The organism is Nocardioides humilatus (assembly GCF_008373755.1).
GTDB classification, from domain to species: domain Bacteria; phylum Actinomycetota; class Actinomycetes; order Propionibacteriales; family Nocardioidaceae; genus Nocardioides; species Nocardioides humilatus.
In genome coordinates this window covers 324,714-341,999 of the sequence record NZ_VUJV01000001.1, presented here as the reverse complement: position 1 = coordinate 341,999, position 17,286 = coordinate 324,714, and the positions used below count along the sequence as shown (strand labels likewise).

At 69.7% G+C, this 17,286-nt stretch carries 16 protein-coding genes; 8 read left to right on the top strand and 8 right to left on the bottom strand.

Features of this window, described 5'->3' with window-relative positions:
* Positions 1-16 precede the first annotated feature (16 nt).
* Positions 17-2,809, bottom strand: a complete 2,793-nt coding sequence (locus tag F0U44_RS01530; RefSeq protein WP_188113264.1) for an IPT/TIG domain-containing protein — start codon at positions 2,807-2,809, stop codon at positions 17-19.
* A 203-nt stretch (positions 2,810-3,012) separates the two neighbouring features.
* On the opposite strand from F0U44_RS01530, the gene F0U44_RS01525 reads away from it, so the two are divergent.
* On the top strand, positions 3,013-4,314 hold the full coding sequence (locus tag F0U44_RS01525; protein WP_149726498.1) for a TolB-like translocation protein: 1,302 nt from the start codon (positions 3,013-3,015) through the stop codon (positions 4,312-4,314).
* 137 nt (positions 4,315-4,451) lie between these two features.
* On the opposite strand, the gene ku is transcribed toward F0U44_RS01525, so the two are convergent.
* On the bottom strand, positions 4,452-5,318 hold the full coding sequence (gene ku, locus F0U44_RS01520; RefSeq protein WP_149726497.1) for a non-homologous end joining protein Ku: 867 nt from the start codon (positions 5,316-5,318) through the stop codon (positions 4,452-4,454).
* Between the two features lie 17 nt (positions 5,319-5,335).
* On the opposite strand from ku, the gene lhgD reads away from it, so the two are divergent.
* The 3 genes from lhgD to ligD (F0U44_RS01505) are packed head-to-tail and all read left to right on the top strand — an operon-like array spanning position 5,336 to position 8,381.
* Positions 5,336-6,538 (top strand): L-2-hydroxyglutarate dehydrogenase, encoded by a 1,203-nt coding sequence (gene lhgD / locus F0U44_RS01515; protein WP_149726496.1) that lies wholly within the window; start codon positions 5,336-5,338, stop codon positions 6,536-6,538.
* Complete coding sequence (gene ligD / locus F0U44_RS01510; RefSeq protein WP_246160226.1) at positions 6,535-7,479, top strand: non-homologous end-joining DNA ligase; 945 nt, start codon at positions 6,535-6,537, stop codon at positions 7,477-7,479. Before lhgD ends, ligD (F0U44_RS01510) begins: the two co-directional genes overlap by 4 nt.
* Positions 7,476-8,381: a non-homologous end-joining DNA ligase gene (gene ligD / locus F0U44_RS01505; RefSeq protein ID WP_149726495.1), complete on the top strand. Its 906-nt coding sequence runs from the start codon at positions 7,476-7,478 to the stop codon at positions 8,379-8,381. Before ligD (F0U44_RS01510) ends, ligD (F0U44_RS01505) begins: the two co-directional genes overlap by 4 nt.
* A gap of 2 nt (positions 8,382-8,383) precedes the next feature.
* Here the strand turns inward: ligD (F0U44_RS01505) and F0U44_RS01500 are convergent, their stop codons facing one another.
* The 4 genes from F0U44_RS01500 to F0U44_RS01485 all read right to left on the bottom strand — a co-directional run bounded on the left by F0U44_RS01500 (position 8,384) and on the right by F0U44_RS01485 (position 10,706).
* A complete protein-coding gene (locus F0U44_RS01500; RefSeq protein WP_149726494.1) occupies positions 8,384-8,722 on the bottom strand; it encodes a hypothetical protein in 339 nt (112 codons plus the stop codon).
* 86 nt (positions 8,723-8,808) lie between these two features.
* Positions 8,809-9,618, bottom strand: a complete 810-nt coding sequence (locus F0U44_RS01495) for a PP2C family protein-serine/threonine phosphatase (RefSeq protein WP_188113263.1) — start codon at positions 9,616-9,618, stop codon at positions 8,809-8,811.
* Positions 9,619-9,797: 179 nt separating this feature from the next.
* Positions 9,798-10,019: a DUF3107 domain-containing protein gene (locus F0U44_RS01490; protein WP_149726492.1), complete on the bottom strand. Its 222-nt coding sequence runs from the start codon at positions 10,017-10,019 to the stop codon at positions 9,798-9,800.
* Positions 10,020-10,070: 51 nt separating this feature from the next.
* Entirely contained in the window at positions 10,071-10,706 is a 636-nt protein-coding gene (locus F0U44_RS01485) for a TetR/AcrR family transcriptional regulator (RefSeq protein WP_246160225.1), read from the bottom strand.
* Between the two features lie 187 nt (positions 10,707-10,893).
* Here F0U44_RS01485 and moeZ point away from each other — a divergent pair, with 187 nt between their 5' ends.
* On the top strand, positions 10,894-12,102 hold the full coding sequence (moeZ, locus tag F0U44_RS01480; protein ID WP_149726491.1) for an adenylyltransferase/sulfurtransferase MoeZ: 1,209 nt from the start codon (positions 10,894-10,896) through the stop codon (positions 12,100-12,102).
* A 193-nt stretch (positions 12,103-12,295) separates the two neighbouring features.
* On the top strand, positions 12,296-12,610 hold the full coding sequence (locus F0U44_RS01475) for an MGMT family protein (RefSeq protein WP_149726490.1): 315 nt from the start codon (positions 12,296-12,298) through the stop codon (positions 12,608-12,610).
* A 4-nt stretch (positions 12,611-12,614) separates the two neighbouring features.
* Here F0U44_RS01475 and tpx read toward each other — a convergent pair whose 3' ends face one another.
* Positions 12,615-13,106 carry a thiol peroxidase gene (tpx, locus tag F0U44_RS01470; protein WP_149726489.1) on the bottom strand — a complete coding sequence of 164 codons (492 nt, stop codon included), beginning with the start codon at positions 13,104-13,106 and terminating at the stop codon, positions 12,615-12,617.
* A gap of 35 nt (positions 13,107-13,141) precedes the next feature.
* Positions 13,142-15,658 carry an SCO7613 C-terminal domain-containing membrane protein gene (locus F0U44_RS22845; protein ID WP_188113262.1) on the bottom strand — a complete coding sequence of 839 codons (2,517 nt, stop codon included), beginning with the start codon at positions 15,656-15,658 and terminating at the stop codon, positions 13,142-13,144.
* A 517-nt stretch (positions 15,659-16,175) separates the two neighbouring features.
* Between F0U44_RS22845 and F0U44_RS01460 the strand changes: the two genes are divergently transcribed.
* Together F0U44_RS01460 and F0U44_RS01455 are read left to right on the top strand one after the other, a co-directional pair.
* Complete coding sequence (locus F0U44_RS01460) at positions 16,176-16,847, top strand: lysophospholipid acyltransferase family protein (RefSeq protein ID WP_149726488.1); 672 nt, start codon at positions 16,176-16,178, stop codon at positions 16,845-16,847.
* Positions 16,848-16,850: 3 nt separating this feature from the next.
* Positions 16,851-17,255, top strand: a complete 405-nt coding sequence (locus F0U44_RS01455; RefSeq protein WP_149726487.1) for a cupin domain-containing protein — start codon at positions 16,851-16,853, stop codon at positions 17,253-17,255.
* Positions 17,256-17,286 lie beyond the last annotated feature (31 nt).

The following is a 17,286-nucleotide window of genomic DNA, read 5'->3' as shown; positions in this document are numbered from 1 at the left end:
TGGTCGTGGTCGCTTCTCAGGGAGCGGGCAGGGTGTAGGTGTAGCGATCGGCGACGACGACCGGGCTGGTGCCGCCGGCGGCGGTGACCCTGATGTTGCGGACACCGGTGCTTGCCGCGGGCGGTGAGATCGCGGTGATCTGGGTGGCCGAGTCCACGATGTAACTGGTCGCGTTGCCCGCGGTGCCGAAGATGACCTTGGTGGCGCCGGTGAACCCGGTGCCGGTGATCACCACTTCGGTGCCGCCGTCTGTCGATCCCGATGAGGGTGTGACGGCGGTGACGGTCGGGGCTGGGGCGGTGTAGGTGAACCGGTCAGCGCTGACGGCCGCGCTGGTGCCTGCAGCGGTGCGCACCCTGATGTGACGGATGCCTGTGGTGGTCGATTCCGGTGAGATCGCGGTGATCTGGGTGGCCGAGTCCACGATGAAGCTGGCCGCGTCTCCGGCGGTTCCGAAGGTGACCTTGGTGGCGCCGGTGAACCCGGTGCCGGTGATCACCACTTCGGTGCCGCCGTCCCTGGTGCCCGAGGTCGGTGCGACCGCGGTGATCGTGGGTGCGGGTGCGGTGTAGGTGAACTTGTCGGCGGGCACCGCGGGGCTGCTGCCGCCAGCCGTGGTGACCCGGATGTGCCGGACGGCAGCGGTGGGCGATTCGGGAGAGATCGCGGTGATCTGGGTGTCGGAGTCGATCTCGTAGCTCGCGGCGGGACCGGTCAGACCGAAGTCGACGGCGGTGGCGCCGGTGAACCCGGTGCCGGTGATAACCACCTCGGTGCCGCCCGCCACCGGACCAGAAGATGGCGCGATATCGGTGATCGCGGGCGCTGCGACGACGGTCAGCTCCACCGTCGCAGGATCCGAGGTCTTCGAGGCATCCGCGGCCCGGTAGGTGAAGGAGTCGACACCGGAGTAGTCGGTCTCCGGGGTGTAGGTGAAGGACCCGTCAGAGCTCAGCACCACGTCCCCGTGAATCGGATCAGCAACGACCTCGGCGCTCAGTGCGTCGTTCTCGGTGTCGGTGTCGTTGCCCAACACGCCAGGAGTCTCCACGCTCAACGCCGTGTCCTCTGCGGTGCTGTAGCTGTCATCGACCGCGACCGGCGCATCGTTGACACTGCCGTAGATCACGTAGGCCGACCCCGAAAAGTTTCGGCTGTTGTTGTCAGTCTCGGTGGCCCCGATGATGACGTCGTCGGCGCCGTCGTTGTTGACGTCCCCGGCTCCGGCCAGCGCGGTCCCGGCGAAGTCGCCTTCTGCGGCGCCGTCGATGCGGAACCCGCGTGCGGTGTTGGTGGTGGTCAGGGTTGCGAGGTCGAGCGGTGTGGCGGGGCTGGTGGTGCTGCCGTAGACCACGAAGGCCGACCCCGAGTTGTTGCTGGCTTGGGGGGCGCCGACAACGACGTCGTCAGCGCCGTCGTCGTTGACGTCCCCGGCGCCTGCCACCGAGGTCCCAGCGTTGTCGAATGACGCGGCACCGTCGATGCGGAAACCTCGACTGGTGTTGGTGGTGGTCAATGTGGCCAGGTCCAGCGGGGTGGTGAGGTTGGCGGCGCTGCCGTAGATCACGTAGGCCGATCCCGAAAATGTTCCGTCCTTGTTGTCAGCGTTGCGGGCGCCGATGATGAGGTCTTCGGTGCCGTCCTTGTTGACGTCCCCGGCGCCTGCCACTGAGCACCCGGTGGCATCGCCTGCTGCGGCGCCGTCGATGCGGAACCCGAGTGTGGTGTTGGTGGTGGTCAAGGTTGCCAGGTCGAGCGGGGTGGTGGGCTCGGTGGTGCTGCCATAGACCACATACACCGACCCCGAATAGTCCCGGCCGTTGTTGCTGGCACCAATGGCGCCGATGATGACGTCGTCGGCGCCGTCGATGTTGACGTCCCCCGCCACCGCCATCGAGTCCCCGGCGCGTTCCAAGGATTCGGCGCCGTCGATGCGGAAACCTCGGTTGGTGTTGGTGGTGGTCAGGGTCGCCAGGTCGAGCGGGATGGTGGGCTCGGTGGTGCTGCCGTAGACCACGTACACCGACCCCGAGTAGTCGCGGTTGTTGTTGTTGGCTTGGGGGGCGCCGATGATCACGTCGTTGAGGCCATCGTTGTTGACGTCCCCGGCGCCTGCCACCGAGGTGCCAGCGTTGTCGAATGTCGCGGCACCGTCGATGCGGAAACCTCGGTTGGTGTTGGTGGTGGTCAGGGTCGCCAGGTCGAGCGGGGTGGTGGGTTCGGTGGTGCTGCCGTAGACCACGTACACCGACCCCGAAGCGAGCCTGTTGTTGTTGCTGGCTTGGGAGGCTCCGATGATCACGTCGTCGAGGCCATCGTTGTTGACGTCCCCGGCGCCTGCCACCGCGATCCCGGCGCTGGCGTACGACGCGGCTCCGTCGATTCGGAACCCTCGGGTGGTGTTGGTGGTGGTCAGGGTCGCCAGGTCGAGCGGGGTGGTGGGTTCGGTGGTGCTGCCGTAGATCACGTAGGCCGACCCCGAATCGAGCCCAAGGTTGTCGGTTCCTGGGACGCCGAGGATGACGTCGTCGGCGCCGTCGTTGTTGACATCCCCCGCCACCGCCACCGAGGTCCCAGCGCGGTCCAATGCTGCGGCACCGTCGAGACGGATGTTGGCCTCGGAAAGCAGGTCGACCGTGTCACCCGCCGCCGGGATTTCAGCACCGGCCAGTGGAACGGCCCCCGTCATCACGGGCAGCACGACGGTGAGGCCGACGACCAGGGCCCCAGCGCCGACCGAGCCCGCTAACCGCCGTCCGCCGAAGCGACGCGCATATCCGAACGGTCGAGAGCAGATCGCGTGTGACATCAGGGACCCCATGATCATCAGAACGATGTGAATTGGACCGCTGGCCCCGGGATGCCGCCCTTCGGAGTCAAGCACAAGTGGGAACGTCGCGTAGCCAAACAGGAGCAATGCCTAAGCCTCACTGGCGCTGGCGATCGCGTGTGGGAATCGACCACGGAAATGCCCGTGCGGGTGGAGAATGACGAGGTCTCCCGGAGGTTGCTGTGAACCGACTCGTCACTGCATTCGTCATCGCGCTCGTCCTGAGCACTCTCGTCATGCCCCCCGCCCGCGCTGACGAGAACGACTGGCGGTTGCTCTACGCCGATGGCGAGCTCCGCGACGGCACCGGCGCGCTGCAGAGCAAACTCGACGTGGCCATCTCCATCGACCATCCGGCCGCTCGATTCTCCCCGAGCGGCACGCGACTGGCCGTGCCCGAAGTCGACTGCATCAACAACAGCTGCACTCGCGTACAGGGCTCAGCGCGGATTCAGAAGCCCGACGGCACCTCATCGTTCTTGGCCTGGGTGCCCGACTTCGATCCGAAGTTGGTCGCTTGGTCGGCGGATGGGTCCAAGGTTGCAGCGCTCGGGAGGGTCATCACGCCCGAGGACATCGACATCCGGATCTACGTCTTTCCGGTCAACGGCGGCCCGGCGACGCTGGTCTACTCCGACACCCAGCTCCTGCAGATTTCGTTCTCCGCGGGGCTCAGTTGGAATCCAGTCGACGGTCGCCTCGCCTTCATCGCCACGGAGTTCGAGGATGGCTTCTCCATCCCCGGCGGCTCCGATCAGGTGTGGACCGTCGCCGCTACCGCCCTGGCGACGCCGACCCGCTTCAGCGGCACACCGGACTGCGCCGTCTGTGTCGACACGCCCCTCTACACCCAACCCACGTGGAGCCCCGATGGCAGCCGGCTGGCCGTCGTGAGCATCAACCCCGACTGGTCAGGCGAGGGCCCGGGTTCCGGGTTTTTGGGCTTCCTTTCCGAAGGAGCTCTGGCGGCAGACAAGCTGACCGACGTGGGTCCGGGCGGCCCGATGGCGTGGTCCGACGACGGGAACCGGCTCGCCTTTGGCATTGACGACACCTCCGGAGACTTCTACGACGACACCGTCGTCATCGATGCGAGCACAGGAGCTTCCTTGGCCACCATCGAAGGTGTGATTGCACCGTTCGTCGACTGGCTGCCCTGCCCCACCGGCACCTGCCAGGTCTGGGAGAAGGTCTACGTCGCCCCCAAGCCCTTCATGAACATCAAGGGTGTCGCCAAACGCGGAAAGGTCATTGCGTCCGGCGAGATGGGGAACATCCCGCCGGAGACCTCGGTCAGCGTGACGCTGTCCAAGCGCTCCAAAGCCGGAGCCCGCTGGCGCAAGGTCACCACAGTCCAGGTCTCAGTCATTGAGGGCCTCTTCCGCCGACCATTCCCGCGGCCAGACGCGGTGCAGTGCAAGGTGAAGGGCGTCTATCAGGACGGCGAGGCACGAGCCGTTGATACCGCTGTCTTCAACTGCTGATCTGCTGATCGCGCTTCAAGAGTGTCAGTGCGCCGCTGACGGCTGAGGCCTTGGAGGGTCGGGTCGGCGGTCGGGTGCGGGCGCCTCGATACGCCCTCGGCTAGCGCCTCGGGCTACTCGACGAACCTGTGGCGGGGTTAGCTGGCCTTCTTCTTCGCCGGAGCCTTCTTCTTGGCCGGGGTCTTCTTAGCGGGCTTCTTCTCGGCCTTCTCCGGCTCAGCCGGGGCCTCGCCGCGGGCGGTCTTGGCGGCGTCGACGGAACGCTGGAGAGCGGCAAGGAGGTCGACGACCTCGCCGCCGGTCTTGGTCGAGGTGGGGGTGCGCTTGACCTCGCCGCCCTCGATCTTGGCCTTGACGACCGCGTCGACGGCGGCGGCGTAGCCGTCCTCGAAGTCGTCGGCGTTGAAGTCGCCGGCGAGGGTCTCCACGAGCATGTGGGCCATCTTGACCTCGGCGTCCTTGATCTCGCCGGTGTCGATCGTGAAGTCGGGCTGGCGGATCTCGTCGGGCCACATCATCGTCTGGAGGACGATCACGTCACCGCGCACCCGCAGCACCGCGACGGTGGTGCGCTGGCGCAGCGCGACGGTGACGACGGCCATCCGGTCGGCGTCGAGGAGAGCCTGGCGCAGCAGTGCGTAGGGCTTCGCCCCGACCGCCTCGGGCTCGAGGTAGTAGGACTTCTCGAAGAGCATCGGGTCGATCTGGTCGCTGGGCACGAACTTCTCGACGGCGATCTCGCGGGAGGAGGTCAGCGGGAGCTCGGCGAGGTCGTCGTCGGTGAGGATGACCATCTCGCCGTCCTCGGTCTCGTAGCCCTTCGCGATGTCGGCGTAGGCCACTTCCTCGCCGTCGATCGAGCAGACGCGTTGGTACTTGATCCGACCGCCGTCCTTGGCGTGGACCTGCCGGAAGGACACGTCGTGGCTCTCCGTGGCGGAGTAGAGCTTCACCGGGACGCTGACGAGGCCGAACGAGACGGCACCCTTCCAGATCGCACGCATGCTGAAAGGGTACGGGCATGAGCGGACAGTCCGTAGCGGTCGTGGGCGGCGGCATCGTCGGCCTCGCCGTCGCGCGCGAGCTCACACGGCGCTTCCCGGGCATCGCGGTCACGGTCTTTGAGAAGGAGGACCGGCTCGCCGCCCACCAGACCGGCCACAACTCCGGCGTGGTCCACGCGGGGATCTACTACCGCCCCGGCAGCCTCAAGGCCGAGCTGTGTGCCCGCGGCCGGGACCTGATCCGTGACTACTGCGTCGAGCACGACCTGCCCTACGAGGAGTGCGGCAAGCTGGTCGTCGCCGTGGACCAGGGGGAGGTGCCGCGGTTCGACGCGCTGGAGCGCACTGCGGGCGAGAACCAGGTGCCGGGTCTGCGCCGGATCGGCCCCGAGGAGATCCGCGAGATCGAGCCGCATGCCGTGGGCTTGGCAGCGCTCCACTCGCCCAGGACCGCCATCACCGACTACGTCGCCATCGCCCGGCGGATGGCCCAGGAGGTCGAGGAGGCTGGGGGACAGGTCCTGCTCGGGACCGAGGTCACCGACGTCTTCCGCTCCGGCCGCGGCAGCCGCCTCCAGGTCGCGGCGGGCGACCAGGTCCACCACGCCGACCACGTCGTCCTCTGCGCCGGGCTCCAGTCCGACCGCCTCGGCCGCCGGGTCGACGGCCAGCGCGAGCCCCGGATCGTGCCGTTTCGCGGTGAGTACCTCCGGGTCGTCGGCCCCAAGCAGGACCTGGTCCGCGGCATGGTCTACCCCGTCCCCGACCCGCGCTACCCCTTCCTCGGCGTGCACTTCACGCGCCGGGTGGGCGGTGGGCTCGAGGTGGGGCCCAACGCCGTACTCGCCCTGGACAGGGAGGCGTACGGCGTCCGCCCCGGCCTCGATCTCCGCGACGCGCTGGCAACGCTGACCCACCCCGGCTTCTGGCGGATGGCGCGCACCCACTGGCGGACGGGAGTCCGCGAGGTCCGCGGCTCGCTCTCGACAAGCTCCTACCTGCGCACGGCCCAGCGCTACGTGCCGGAGATCGGCCCGGCCGACGTGGAGCGGGCCGGCGCCGGGGTGCGGGCGCAGGCGGTGGCGCGTGACGGCTCGCTCCTCGACGACTTCGCGATCGTCAGCACGGAGCGGGTGACCAGCGTGCGCAACGCGCCGTCGCCGGCAGCGACGTCGAGCCTTGCTATCGCGGAGTACGTCGTCGATCGGCTCGTCTGGTGAAGACTGGTCCCGTGCTGCTGCCCATGCTCGCGACCGCGGGCACCCACGTGCCTACCGGCGACGAGTGGTGCCACGAGGTCAAGTGGGACGGGGTGCGGGCGCTCGCGACCGTCAATGGAGCCCGGGTGCGGCTCACGAGCCGCAACGGCAACGACATCACCGGCGCCTGGCCCGAGCTGACCGCGCGCTCGAACCTCCCGGACCTCGTCATCGACGGCGAGATCATTGCGATCAACCAGCACGGGAGGCCCGACTTCCGCGTGCTCGCCGAGCGGATCCACGTGCGCAAGGCGGCGGCCGTCGCGAGGCTGGCGGCCCAGGTCCCGGCCTACTACATGGTCTTCGACATGCTCCGGGTCGGCGACGAGGACCTCACCGGACTGCCGCTCATCGAGCGGCGCGCCCGCCTCGAATCGCTCGACCTCGGTGAGTCGGGCTGGCAGCTCCCGCCGACCTACGACGACGGCGCCGTGATCTTCGAGTCGACCCTCGTCCAGGGTCTCGAGGGCATCGTCAGCAAGCGGCGCGACTCGCGCTACCGGCCGGGGGAGCGCACGCAGCACTGGCTCAAGTTCGCCCACCGGCATCGCGCGTCCTACGTCGTCGGTGGCTGGCGGCCGCAGACCGGCGGGACCCACCTCGCGTCGCTGCTCGTGGGGGAGCCGACCGCGGACGGCCTGCTCTACCGGGGCCGGGTCGGCAGCGGCATCGGGCCGAAGCAGTCGAAGGTACTGACCACGCTCGTGGCGGGCCTGACCCGTGCGACCAGCCCCTTCGCTGACGAGGTCCCCAAGGTCGACGCCGACGGCACGACCTGGCTCGAGCCGGTTCTCGTCGTCGACGTCGACACCCACGGGGTCGGCTACGAGCGACTCCGCCAACCGTCCTTCCAGGGCGTTCGGTCCGATGTCAGTCCCGAGGACCTGGGAGGGCGAGGATGAGTGAGGTCCACGTCGACGTCGAGGGGCGCACCCTCAAGCTGAGCAACCTGGAGAAGGTGCTCTACCCGGCCACCGGCACCACCAAGGGCGAGGTGCTCGACTACTACGCCCGCATCGCGCCCGTCCTGCTGCCGCACCTCGCGGGCCGACCCGTCACCCGGATCCGCTGGCCGCACGGCGTGCAGACGATGAGCTTCTTCGAGAAGAACGTGCCGCCCGGCACCCCCTCGTGGGTCCGCACCGCCGAGGTGCCGACGACGGGCTCGCGCGGCACCAGTCGCCACGGCGACACCCTCGTCTTCCCGATCGTCGAGGACCTCGCGACGCTGATGTGGATGGTCAACCTCGCTGCCCTCGAGCTGCACGTGCACCAGTGGACGGTCGACGCCTCCGACGAGCCGCTGGGGGCCGACCGGCTGGTCGTCGACCTCGACCCCGGCGAGCCCGCGGGACTGCACGAGTGCTGTCAGGCGGCCCTCCTGGCGCGCGACGTGCTCGCGTCGCGTGGTCTGGACGCCCGACCCGTCACGAGCGGGAGCAAGGGCCTCCACCTCTACGCCGACCTCTCGTCCTACCTGCCCTCCGACGAGGTCAGCGGGGTCGCGAAGGAGGTCGCCGACGAACTCGCGGCCGAGCACGGCGCGCTGATCACCGCGACGATGACCAAGGCACGTCGCAAGGGCAAGGTGTTCTTCGACTGGTCGCAGAACGCCGGCTCGAAGACGACCATCTCGCCGTACTCGCTGCGCGGGCGCGACCGTCCCACCGTGGCCACCCCGATCACCTGGGCAGAGGTCGAGGCGGGCGCCGAGGACGAACTGGGGCTCGACCAGTTCTCCATGGCCGAGGTGCTCGCGCGGGTCGATGAGTACGGCGACCTCTTCGCCATCGAGCCCGGCTGAGGTCAGGCGATCTCGCGGCGCATGCCGTAGACGTCGAACTCGCTGACGGCGCCGGAGTCGGCGTCGCTCAGGGAGCCGCCGTCGACCTCGTCGAGCGTGGCGTCGATGAGGAGCTGGAACTCGGGGGAGGGCGCGGCAACCCGGATCGGGGTCATGTCGATGCGCCAGCCTTCGCGGCCGAACTCGTTGAGGACACCGATCAGTGTGGTGTTCTTCTCCGCGACGATGCCCTCGAACCCGTCGGCCGCCTCGATGAGGTAGACCGGCCGCACGACCGAGAGCGTGTTGTTGTCGTAGAGCGGCAGCCAAAGGCGCGCGTACTCGTACGACGGAGTGTCCATACCTCCAGCATAGGACCGTGGTGGGACACCCGCGCCAGGGTTTCGGCCCAGGTCAGGCCGATCGGAGGGGCGGACCGCTACCGGGGTCAGGCCGATCGGAGGGGACGGACCGCGGTGGGGTCGACGATGTTGCTCGGATCGGCCGAGGCTCCGAGGACCGCGCCGTTGCCGACCACGCCCGCCTCGTCGACCACGTCGGCGACGATCGCGGTGACGTTGTCGCGGCTGCCGGCGTCGAGCGCCGACCGCACCAGGTTGGCGGTCGCGAACTTGCGCGAGGGGATGGCCAGGAGCTGGGCGAGGAGTGCGTCAGGGAGCACGTCAGTGACGCCGTCGCTGCAGAGCATCAGCCGGTCGCCGGGCCGCAGGTCGAGCCACAACAGGTCGGGCTGAGGGGTGCTCGTCGCGTCGAGGGCCTGCAGCACGACGCTCCGGTAGGGCGAGGCCTCCGCCTCGGCGGGCGTCATCCGACCGGCGTCGATCGCGGCCTGGACCATGGTCTGGTCGTGGCTCAGCCGGGTGAGGTCGCCGTCGCGCAGCAGGTAGGCCCGCGAGTCACCCAGGTGGGCGAGGGCGGTGCGCTCACCGTCGGTCAGGATCGCGGTCAGGGTCGTCGCCATCCCGAGCCTGCGGGCGTCGGCGTCGACACCGCTCATGAGCTGGTGGTGGGCCTCCTCGGCCGCCGTCTCCAGCAGCCGCATCGGGTCGAACCCGGGGTGGGCGAGCGCTCGCGCGCTGACGACGTACGACGCCGTGGCCGATGCGACCTCACCCGCGGCTGCGCCGCCGACCCCGTCGGCCACGCAGAGCAGGTAGGGACCCGCGAAGCCGGCGTCCTCGTTGTTGCCGCGAAAGCGACCTGTGTCGCTCTCAGCGGCGAAGCGGAACTGCAACATCTCCCACACCCCTTCACAGGCCATCGTCCCGACGGCGTTGTCCGGACGTTGCCCACGTTTCCTGAACAACGGCTGGGAGGAGGGGAGGAGTTCCCTAGGAGCGGGTTTCGAGGCGACCCCGCGCTGGCGCGCGGTGTCGGCACCTCAACCAGCGGACTTCTTCCGCTCGTGCGCTCCGCTTACGAGCGGAAGCCCACCTGGCCGGCCACGCTGCGCCCGATGTGGACGTAGGCGAGCTTGTCAGCGGGGACCACCGTGCGCTGGCCCTTGTTGTCGGTGAGGATGAGAGCGCCTCCGTTGGTGAGCGCGTCGGTCACGAGCTTCTCGATCGCGTCGCTGGACTCGTCGGTCTCGACGACCAGCTCGCGGGCGGCGTACTGCACGCCGATCTTGACCTCCACGGCCCTCTCCTTCTGTTCGTGCGCGGCAGAGACTGCCGTGATCCCTCGAGCCTAGTCGGTGAGGGGGTAGCCCCGGATGCCGCGCCAGGCCAGGCCCGAGACGAGCTGGACGGCCTGCTCCCGGGAGAGGCCGCCGTCATCGGTCAGCCAGTAGCGCGCGCTGACCTGGCCGATGCCGACCAGGGACACGGCGAGCAGCCGCGAAGCGGGCTCGGGGAGACCGGTGTCCTCGCGGATCACCTCGGTGATCAGGGAGGCGCACTCGTTGGTCACCCGGTCGACGTGGTCGCGGACGGCGGGCTCGCTGGTGAGGTCGGACTCGAAGACCAGGCGGAACGCACCGGCGTCATGGGCGACGTAGCCGAAGAAGGCGTCCATGGTCGCCTCGACGCGCTGCTTGTTGTCGTGGGTCGACTCCAGCGCGGCGCGGCAGTTGGCGATGATCTCGTCGCACGCCCGGTCGAGGAGCGCGAGGTAGAGCTCGAGCTTGCCCGGGAAGTGTTGGTAGAGAACCGGCTTCGACACGCCTGCCCGCTCGGCGATGTCGTCCATCGCGGCGGCGTGGTAGCCCTGCGCGACGAAGACCTCGAGGGCGGAGGAGAGCAGCTGAGCGCGCCGCTCACGGCGCGGCAACCGGATCCCGCGGGGGCGGCGGGGATCCTCGACGTCGTACGACCGGCTGACCACACGCCGAGCCTACTCCCGAGTAGCCATCGGGGCGCGGACGCCCCGGGTCCGGATCGCGGGACGTGTCGGGGCGGCTTGGAGCGGGCGGGGACCATTGACAATTGAGGGGAACACGAGCGCTGGTGCTGCTGTTAGGCCCAGACCGCCGCGAAAAGCGGCACCCGCAACATCCGACGAGGAGCATCCTGTGAGCTTTCCGCCGCTGGTCGAGCCGGCCGACGAGCTGACCATCGACGAGGTCCGTCGCTACAGCCGCCACCTGATCATCCCCGACGTGGGCATGTCGGGGCAGAAGCGGCTGAAGAACGCCAAGGTCCTGGTGATCGGCGCGGGCGGCCTCGGCAGCCCCGCGCTGCTCTACCTGGCCGCGGCCGGCGTCGGCACGCTGGGCATCGCCGAGTTCGACACCGTCGACGAGTCCAACCTGCAGCGCCAGGTGATCCACGGCGTCAGCGACATCGACAAGCCGAAGGGCCTGTCGGCCAAGGAGTCGATCGCCGAGATCAACCCCTACGTCAACGTGATCCTCCACGAGGAGCGCCTCGACAACGACAACGTGTTCGAGGTCTTCCGTGGTTACGACCTGATCGTCGACGGCACCGACAACTTCGCGACCCGCTACATGGTCAACGACGCGGCCTACTTCTTGAAGATCCCCTACGTGTGGGGCTCGATCTACCGCTTCGACGGTCAGGCCAGCGTGTTCGCACCGAGCATGGCCGACGACGCGCCCTGCTACCGCTGCCTCTACCCCGAGCCGCCGCCGCCGGGCATGGTCCCGAGCTGCGCCGAGGGCGGCGTGCTGGGCGTGCTGTGCGCGAGCATCGGCTCGATCCAGGTCAACGAGGCCATCAAGCTGCTCGCCGGCATCGGTGAGCCGATCATCGGCAAGCTGATGATCTACGATGCGCTCGAGATGGAGTACCGCAAGCTGAAGGTCCGCAAGGACCCCAACTGCGCGCTCTGCGGCGAGAACCCGTCGGTCACCGGCCTCATCGACTACGACTACTTCTGCGGCGCGATCTCCGAGGAGGCGGCCGACGCGGCAGCCGACTCGACGATCTCGGTCTCCACGCTCGAGCACATGCTCAAGGAGCGCGAGGAAGGCACCCGCGACTTCGTCCTGGTCGACGTCCGCGAGCCGGTGGAATACGAGATCAACAAGGTCCCGGGTTCGGTCCTGATCCCGAAGGCGGAGTTCCTCAACGGGTCCGCCTTGGAGAAGCTCCCCGGGGTCGACGAGGGCAAGCAGGTCGTCATGTATTGCAAGACCGGTGTCCGCTCGGCCGAGACGCTGGCCGTCGTGAAGGGTGCCGGTTACGCCGACGCCGTCCACGTCGGTGGTGGCGTCGTGGCGTGGGTCAACCAGATCGACCCCAGCCAGCCGGCGTACTGATCGAATCCCGCGCGTCACACGCGTAACCCGATCGCTGGGCCTTCGTTGGGCCTGGTGACTGTGGTTTCTCGTGTCCCCGAGACCGCACCTCGATTTCTTAGGGCGTTTACGCACCGAGGGAGCACCTGAGGGCCCCGTCGCCTGGCGATGGGGTCCTCGGCGCTTTTCGGGGAGGTCGGCGGGACACGGCACGATGTCTGCCGTGGACGCCGAGGAGTACGTCGAGCGGGTGCTCGCCTGCGTGGAGCAGATCCCGCCGGGCCGGGTGTCGACCTACGGCGCCATCGCGGCGGTCATCGGCGGCGGACCGCGCCAGGTCGGGTCGGTGATGGCCCACCACGGCGGACCGGTGCCCTGGTGGCGGGTCGTGCGCGCCGACGGTTCGTTGCCGCCCAGCCACGACGGGCGGGCGACGGCGCACTACGACGACGAGGGCACGCCGTACAACAGCAACGGCCGGGTCCAGATGCGCGAAGCATTCTGGGACCCGGCCGAGCCGGACGACTGATCGGTCAGCCGAGGGCGGCGATCGCCGCGTCGTAGTCGGGCTCCTCGCCGATGTTGGCGGTGAGCTGGGTGTAGATGACGTTGCCGTCCTCGCCGACGACGACGATCGAGCGGCCGAGCAGACCGGCCCACTTGCCGTCGGCCATCTTCACGCCGTAGTCGTCGCCGAAGGTCGAGCGGAAGCCCGAGCCCATCGTGACGTTCTCGATGCCCTCGGCGCCGCAGAAGGCGGCGAGAGCGAACGGCAGGTCGTTGGAGACGCAGATGACCGTGGCGTTGTCGAGGCCGGCGGCGAGCTCGTTGAACTTCCGCACGCTGGCCGAGCAGATGCCGGTCGAGATCGCGGGGAAGATGTTGAGGATCACGCGCGTGCCGGTCGGAAGAGTGACCGGGGCGAAGTCGTTGCCGACCAGCTCGAAGGCCGGGGCGGCGGAGCCGACCGCGGGGAGCTCGCCGACGGTGTTGACGGGGTTGCCGCCGAGTGCAGTGGTAGCCATGTCGGCTTTTCTAGCAGGTCGACCCACGCGCTCGGTCAGCGGAGCCGCCCGAGCAGGCCGACGGCGTTGCGGATCTCCAGCAGCCGGCGCTCCCACGTGATGCCGATCGTGGTCAGCAGGGCACCTGCCAGGCCGATCCAGACCCACTGCGGGACGTCGCTCGCGTAGGGCCCGATCTCCCGCAGTACGACGATCGCGCCGACCACCGATCCGACCATCAGGGGCGCGCTCCAGCGCAGCGTCGCGCCGAGGATCGTGAGGACGAGACACGCGGCGCCGAGCGCGAGGGCGCGGATCGACAGCGGGTCGCCGAGCACCCAGATCAGGGATGGGACCGTGCCGAGCAGCAACCCGGGCAGCAGCGCGACCTCGGTGCCGCTGTCGGGGTGGCGTCGCAGGTGCAGGAGACCGATGACCGTCAGCGCGACCGCGATCGGGAGGACGTAGGGCTCCGGAGCCGTCACGTCCTGGTCGCCGAACCACACCCAGGAGGCGAGCGTAAAGGCCGAGACGGCCGCCCAGACCAGCCCGCGCCGCGACTCGTGGATCAGTGCGGACGCCGACAGCAGCGCCCCCAGCAGCACCAGGTGGAGAGCGAGCGAACCGGCGGCGTCGGTGGCCGGGTAGATCGCCGGAGGTACGGCGACCAGAGCGACCAGCGCGGCCGGGATCTCGACCTCGAGCCGGGGCCGGGCGATGGCGACCACGCCGAGGAGCAGCAGGAGGGGCGCACCGAGCCAGGTCGGGTCGACGTCGAGGGTGAGGCCGGCCGACCACACCAGCGCAGCGAGGCCGGGGGAGAGGGCGATCGCGCCGATCGCGCGGAGCTCGGCGGTCCGGCCCACGAGGTGGGAGAGCAGCGCCAGAGCGACGACGGTGCCGGCAGCGACCACGACGACCGACGTGCTGGGGAGGGCCAGCGCCACGGCGAAGCCGCTGAGGACGAGGGCGGTCGTGCCGAGCGCGGTCTGACGCCCACCCTGGTCGCGCAGGCCCAGCAGCAGGCCGGCCACCGCCACGACGCACAGGGTGCCGACGACGAGGACCAGCGCGACGTCGTACGACGCGAGGGTGACCGCCGCCGCGACCCCGCCCACGACCACGCCCGCCTGCCACCAGCCGCGGCCGACGGGGCCACCGCGAGCGGCGAGCAACGCCATCAGGGCGAGGGGCACCAGCGCGGAGGGCACGGCCAGGAGCGGCTCGGTCACCGGGTCGGGGTGCTGCAGCACGACCTGGAAGGACCGGTCCGAACCGAGGTCCCCGATCCGGAAGAGTCCGACCGTCGTCGTGACGGCGTCGAGAGCGAGCAGGACGAGGGAGCCGATGGCCGCAGGGGCGAGGGCAGCGGCGCGGATCGTCGCGGGGAGGAGGCGGAACGCGGCGACCCACGCCGCCGTCGCGGCGAGGACCACGGCGCCCGAGGTCCCGGCTGGCTCGTCGAGGCCGGGCATCACCAGCGCGGTGGTGACGAGGAGTGCGCCGATCGAGGCGCCGCCCACTGTCAGGTCGCGCTTCTTGGTGATCAGGCCGGGAGCGAGGCCGAGGGCGGCGGAGGCGAGCAGCGACCAGCCGGCGCCGTCGACCCACGCGCCGTGGATCGTGGGATCGCCGAGGCCGTAGCCGAGGCCGAGGAGGGCGGTCGAGCCCCAGACGACCGCGGTGGCGAGGCCGACGCTCCACGCGCGGACGGGCAGAGCGTCGCGCGACAGCCAGGTCACTGCGGCGCCGAGCACCACGAGCAGGTGGCCGACGACGAGGTCGTGCTCGGTCGCGGCGAGCAGGCCGCTCCAGCCGAGGAAGTAGCCGACGCCCACGAACACCTGCGGTGCGACGAGTCGGGGGCCGGTGCCGAAGCGGGGCAGGGCCATGCCGGTGCCGCCGAGGGCCATCACGGCGCCGGTCGTGGCGACCGCCCAGCCGTCGGAGGAGTCGCCGAACCAGCCGGCCGCGTGTGCGCCGAGGACGTCGAGGCCGAGCATGCCGAGGGCGACGACGCTCATCGACTCGCCCGCGATGCGGAGCTCGAACCGGTTGAGCAGGATCGACGACCCCGCCGCGGCGGCGGTGAGCGTGAGGAGGACCGCCGTACGACCGCCGACGCCGAGCACCGACCACGACACGGCGAGGAAGACGATCGCCGCCACGAGCAGGCAGAGCGCGCCGAGCCCGAGCAGGATCTTCGGTACGACGGCCAGGCCCATCCCGGTCCGGGCCGGGACGGGTTGCGGGGCGACCGGCTGTGGGGCAAGCGGCGCGGCCGGCGGGGGCGGGGGAGGCGGCGGGGTGCCGCCGTTGGTTGAGGTGCGAGCGTCAGCGAGCCCGCCGCTGGTTGAGGTGCGAGCGTCAGCGAGCCTCGAAACCACCGGCGCCGGAGCCGGCACCGCGAACACCCGGAGCTGCTCGACGAGGACGTCGGCCCGCCGCAGCGTCGAGTAGAGCTCGACGGCGAGTGCGTGGCGCACGGGCAGGTTGCAGGTCGGGCACGAGGGCACACCCGGCGGGAGCTCGGAGCGGCAGTCCGGGCACAGGTTCGGGTCGGCGTAGCGCATGTCAACCATCTCCTCATGGATCCGGCTGGCAGCACCATCGCGGCGCTACTCGACCTGAGGTGAGTACGTGTACTCACACGCCCCATCGCCCGGTTCATCATCCACAGGCGTACCCACAGTTTGTGGATGAAGCGCCGCTCATCTGTGGACATGGTCCGGGTCCCTGTGGACGACACGCCGGAACTACGAAACTGCTCGAAATTCCTTGCTGTTACCCCTTGCGCCGCCTGTCATCCGCGGCATAGAACTTCTCCCACGAGCTCCTCCGGGAGATCGGGATCAGCCGGAAGGCGAGGATCCAGACGGCAGGCAGAACCGCAAGGGGACGCTCGCCGCACAGGCCGGGTGACGAGGGCTGTGGGATCTGAGCAAGTCGGTCGGTCGATCGGGAGCGTCACCAGTACCGGTCAAATGAAGGGCCCTTGAGACTCATACTCCCAAGGGCCCTTCGCCTATTTCTGGCCGGTCCGTGGACCCGATTCGTCCGGACTCGCCGGTAACCCCTAGCGTCCTTGCCGTGCTCTACCAGGCGCTCCACACCGTCGTCCCGCCCGTCGCCAAGGCGGTGTGGCGACCCGACGTGCGTGGGCTCGACAACCTGCCGAGCAGCGGCCCGGTGATCCTCGCGAGCAACCACCTCAGCTTCGTCGACTCCGTCGTGATCCCGATCCTCGTGCCGCGCAAGGTGGTCTTCCTCGCGAAGTCGGACTACTTCACCGGCACCGGCGTGAAGGGCGCACTGTCGAAGGCGTGGTTCGAGGGGCTCGGCATGTTGCCGGTCGACCGTGACGATTCCGCGGCGGCGATGGGATCGCTGGTGACGGCGCTGGACGTGCTGGGCCGCGGCGAGGCGTTCGGGATCTATCCCGAGGGCACCCGCTCGCGTGACGGCCTCCTCTACCGCGGTCGTACGGGCGTCGCGCATCTCGCGCTGACCTCGGGGGCGCCCGTGGTGCCCGTCGGTCTGACGGGCACCGAGCGCCTGCAGCCGATCGGCACCCGCGTCCCGCGACTGGCGAAGGTGACGGTCGCCTTCGGCGCACCGATCACGGTCGAGGGCGACTACGACGGCGTGGCTCCCGGCAAGGCCCGGCGCGACCTGACCGACCGGATCATGACGGCCATCGGTGAGCTCTCCGGGCAGGAGCACGCGGGCGTCTACAACGACCGCCCCGTGCTCGAGGACTGAGCCGTGCGCCCGCCGCTCGCTGAGGCCCTCGATCTGGAGCCGCACCCCGAGGGCGGGTGGTACCGCCAGACCTGGATCTCGCCCGAGTCGGTCACCCTGCCGGACGGCCGGGTGCGCGCGACCGCGACCCTCATCTACTTCCTGCTGCCGGCGGGGGAGTCATCGGCATGGCACCGGGTGGCCTCCGACGAGGTCTGGCTCGCGCACACGGGCGCGGTGACCGTCGAGCTGGGTGGGTCGGGGCCGGCGCCTGCCGAGGAGACCTCGACCTTCGTGGTCGACGCCGACCGCCCGCAGGGGCTGGTGCCGGCGGGTGTGTGGCAGCGCACCGTGCCGTCGTCGTACGACGCCCTGGTGAGCTGCCTGGTCTCGCCGGGCTTCGACTTCGCCGACTTCGACCTGGCCTGACGGCATTGTGTCGGGCCGTGGTGGTTGGCTG

Bases quoted from the DNA above. Each gene is read 5' to 3' on its own strand.
- F0U44_RS01530 (WP_188113264.1), bottom strand. From the start codon at position 2,809: ATGTCACACGCGATCTGCTCTCGACCGTTCGGATATGCGCGTCGCTTC.
- ku (WP_149726497.1), bottom strand. From the start codon at position 5,318: ATGCGTGCGATCTGGAAGGGTGCCGTCTCGTTCGGCCTCGTCAGCGTC.
- lhgD (WP_149726496.1), top strand. From the start codon at position 5,336: ATGAGCGGACAGTCCGTAGCGGTCGTGGGCGGCGGCATCGTCGGCCTC.
- ligD (WP_149726495.1), top strand. From the start codon at position 7,476: ATGAGTGAGGTCCACGTCGACGTCGAGGGGCGCACCCTCAAGCTGAGC.
- F0U44_RS01500 (WP_149726494.1), bottom strand. From the start codon at position 8,722: ATGGACACTCCGTCGTACGAGTACGCGCGCCTTTGGCTGCCGCTCTAC.
- F0U44_RS01495 (WP_188113263.1), bottom strand. From the start codon at position 9,618: ATGTTGCAGTTCCGCTTCGCCGCTGAGAGCGACACAGGTCGCTTTCGC.
- F0U44_RS01475 (WP_149726490.1), top strand. From the start codon at position 12,296: ATGTCTGCCGTGGACGCCGAGGAGTACGTCGAGCGGGTGCTCGCCTGC.
- tpx (WP_149726489.1), bottom strand. From the start codon at position 13,106: ATGGCTACCACTGCACTCGGCGGCAACCCCGTCAACACCGTCGGCGAG.
- F0U44_RS22845 (WP_188113262.1), bottom strand. From the start codon at position 15,658: ATGCGCTACGCCGACCCGAACCTGTGCCCGGACTGCCGCTCCGAGCTC.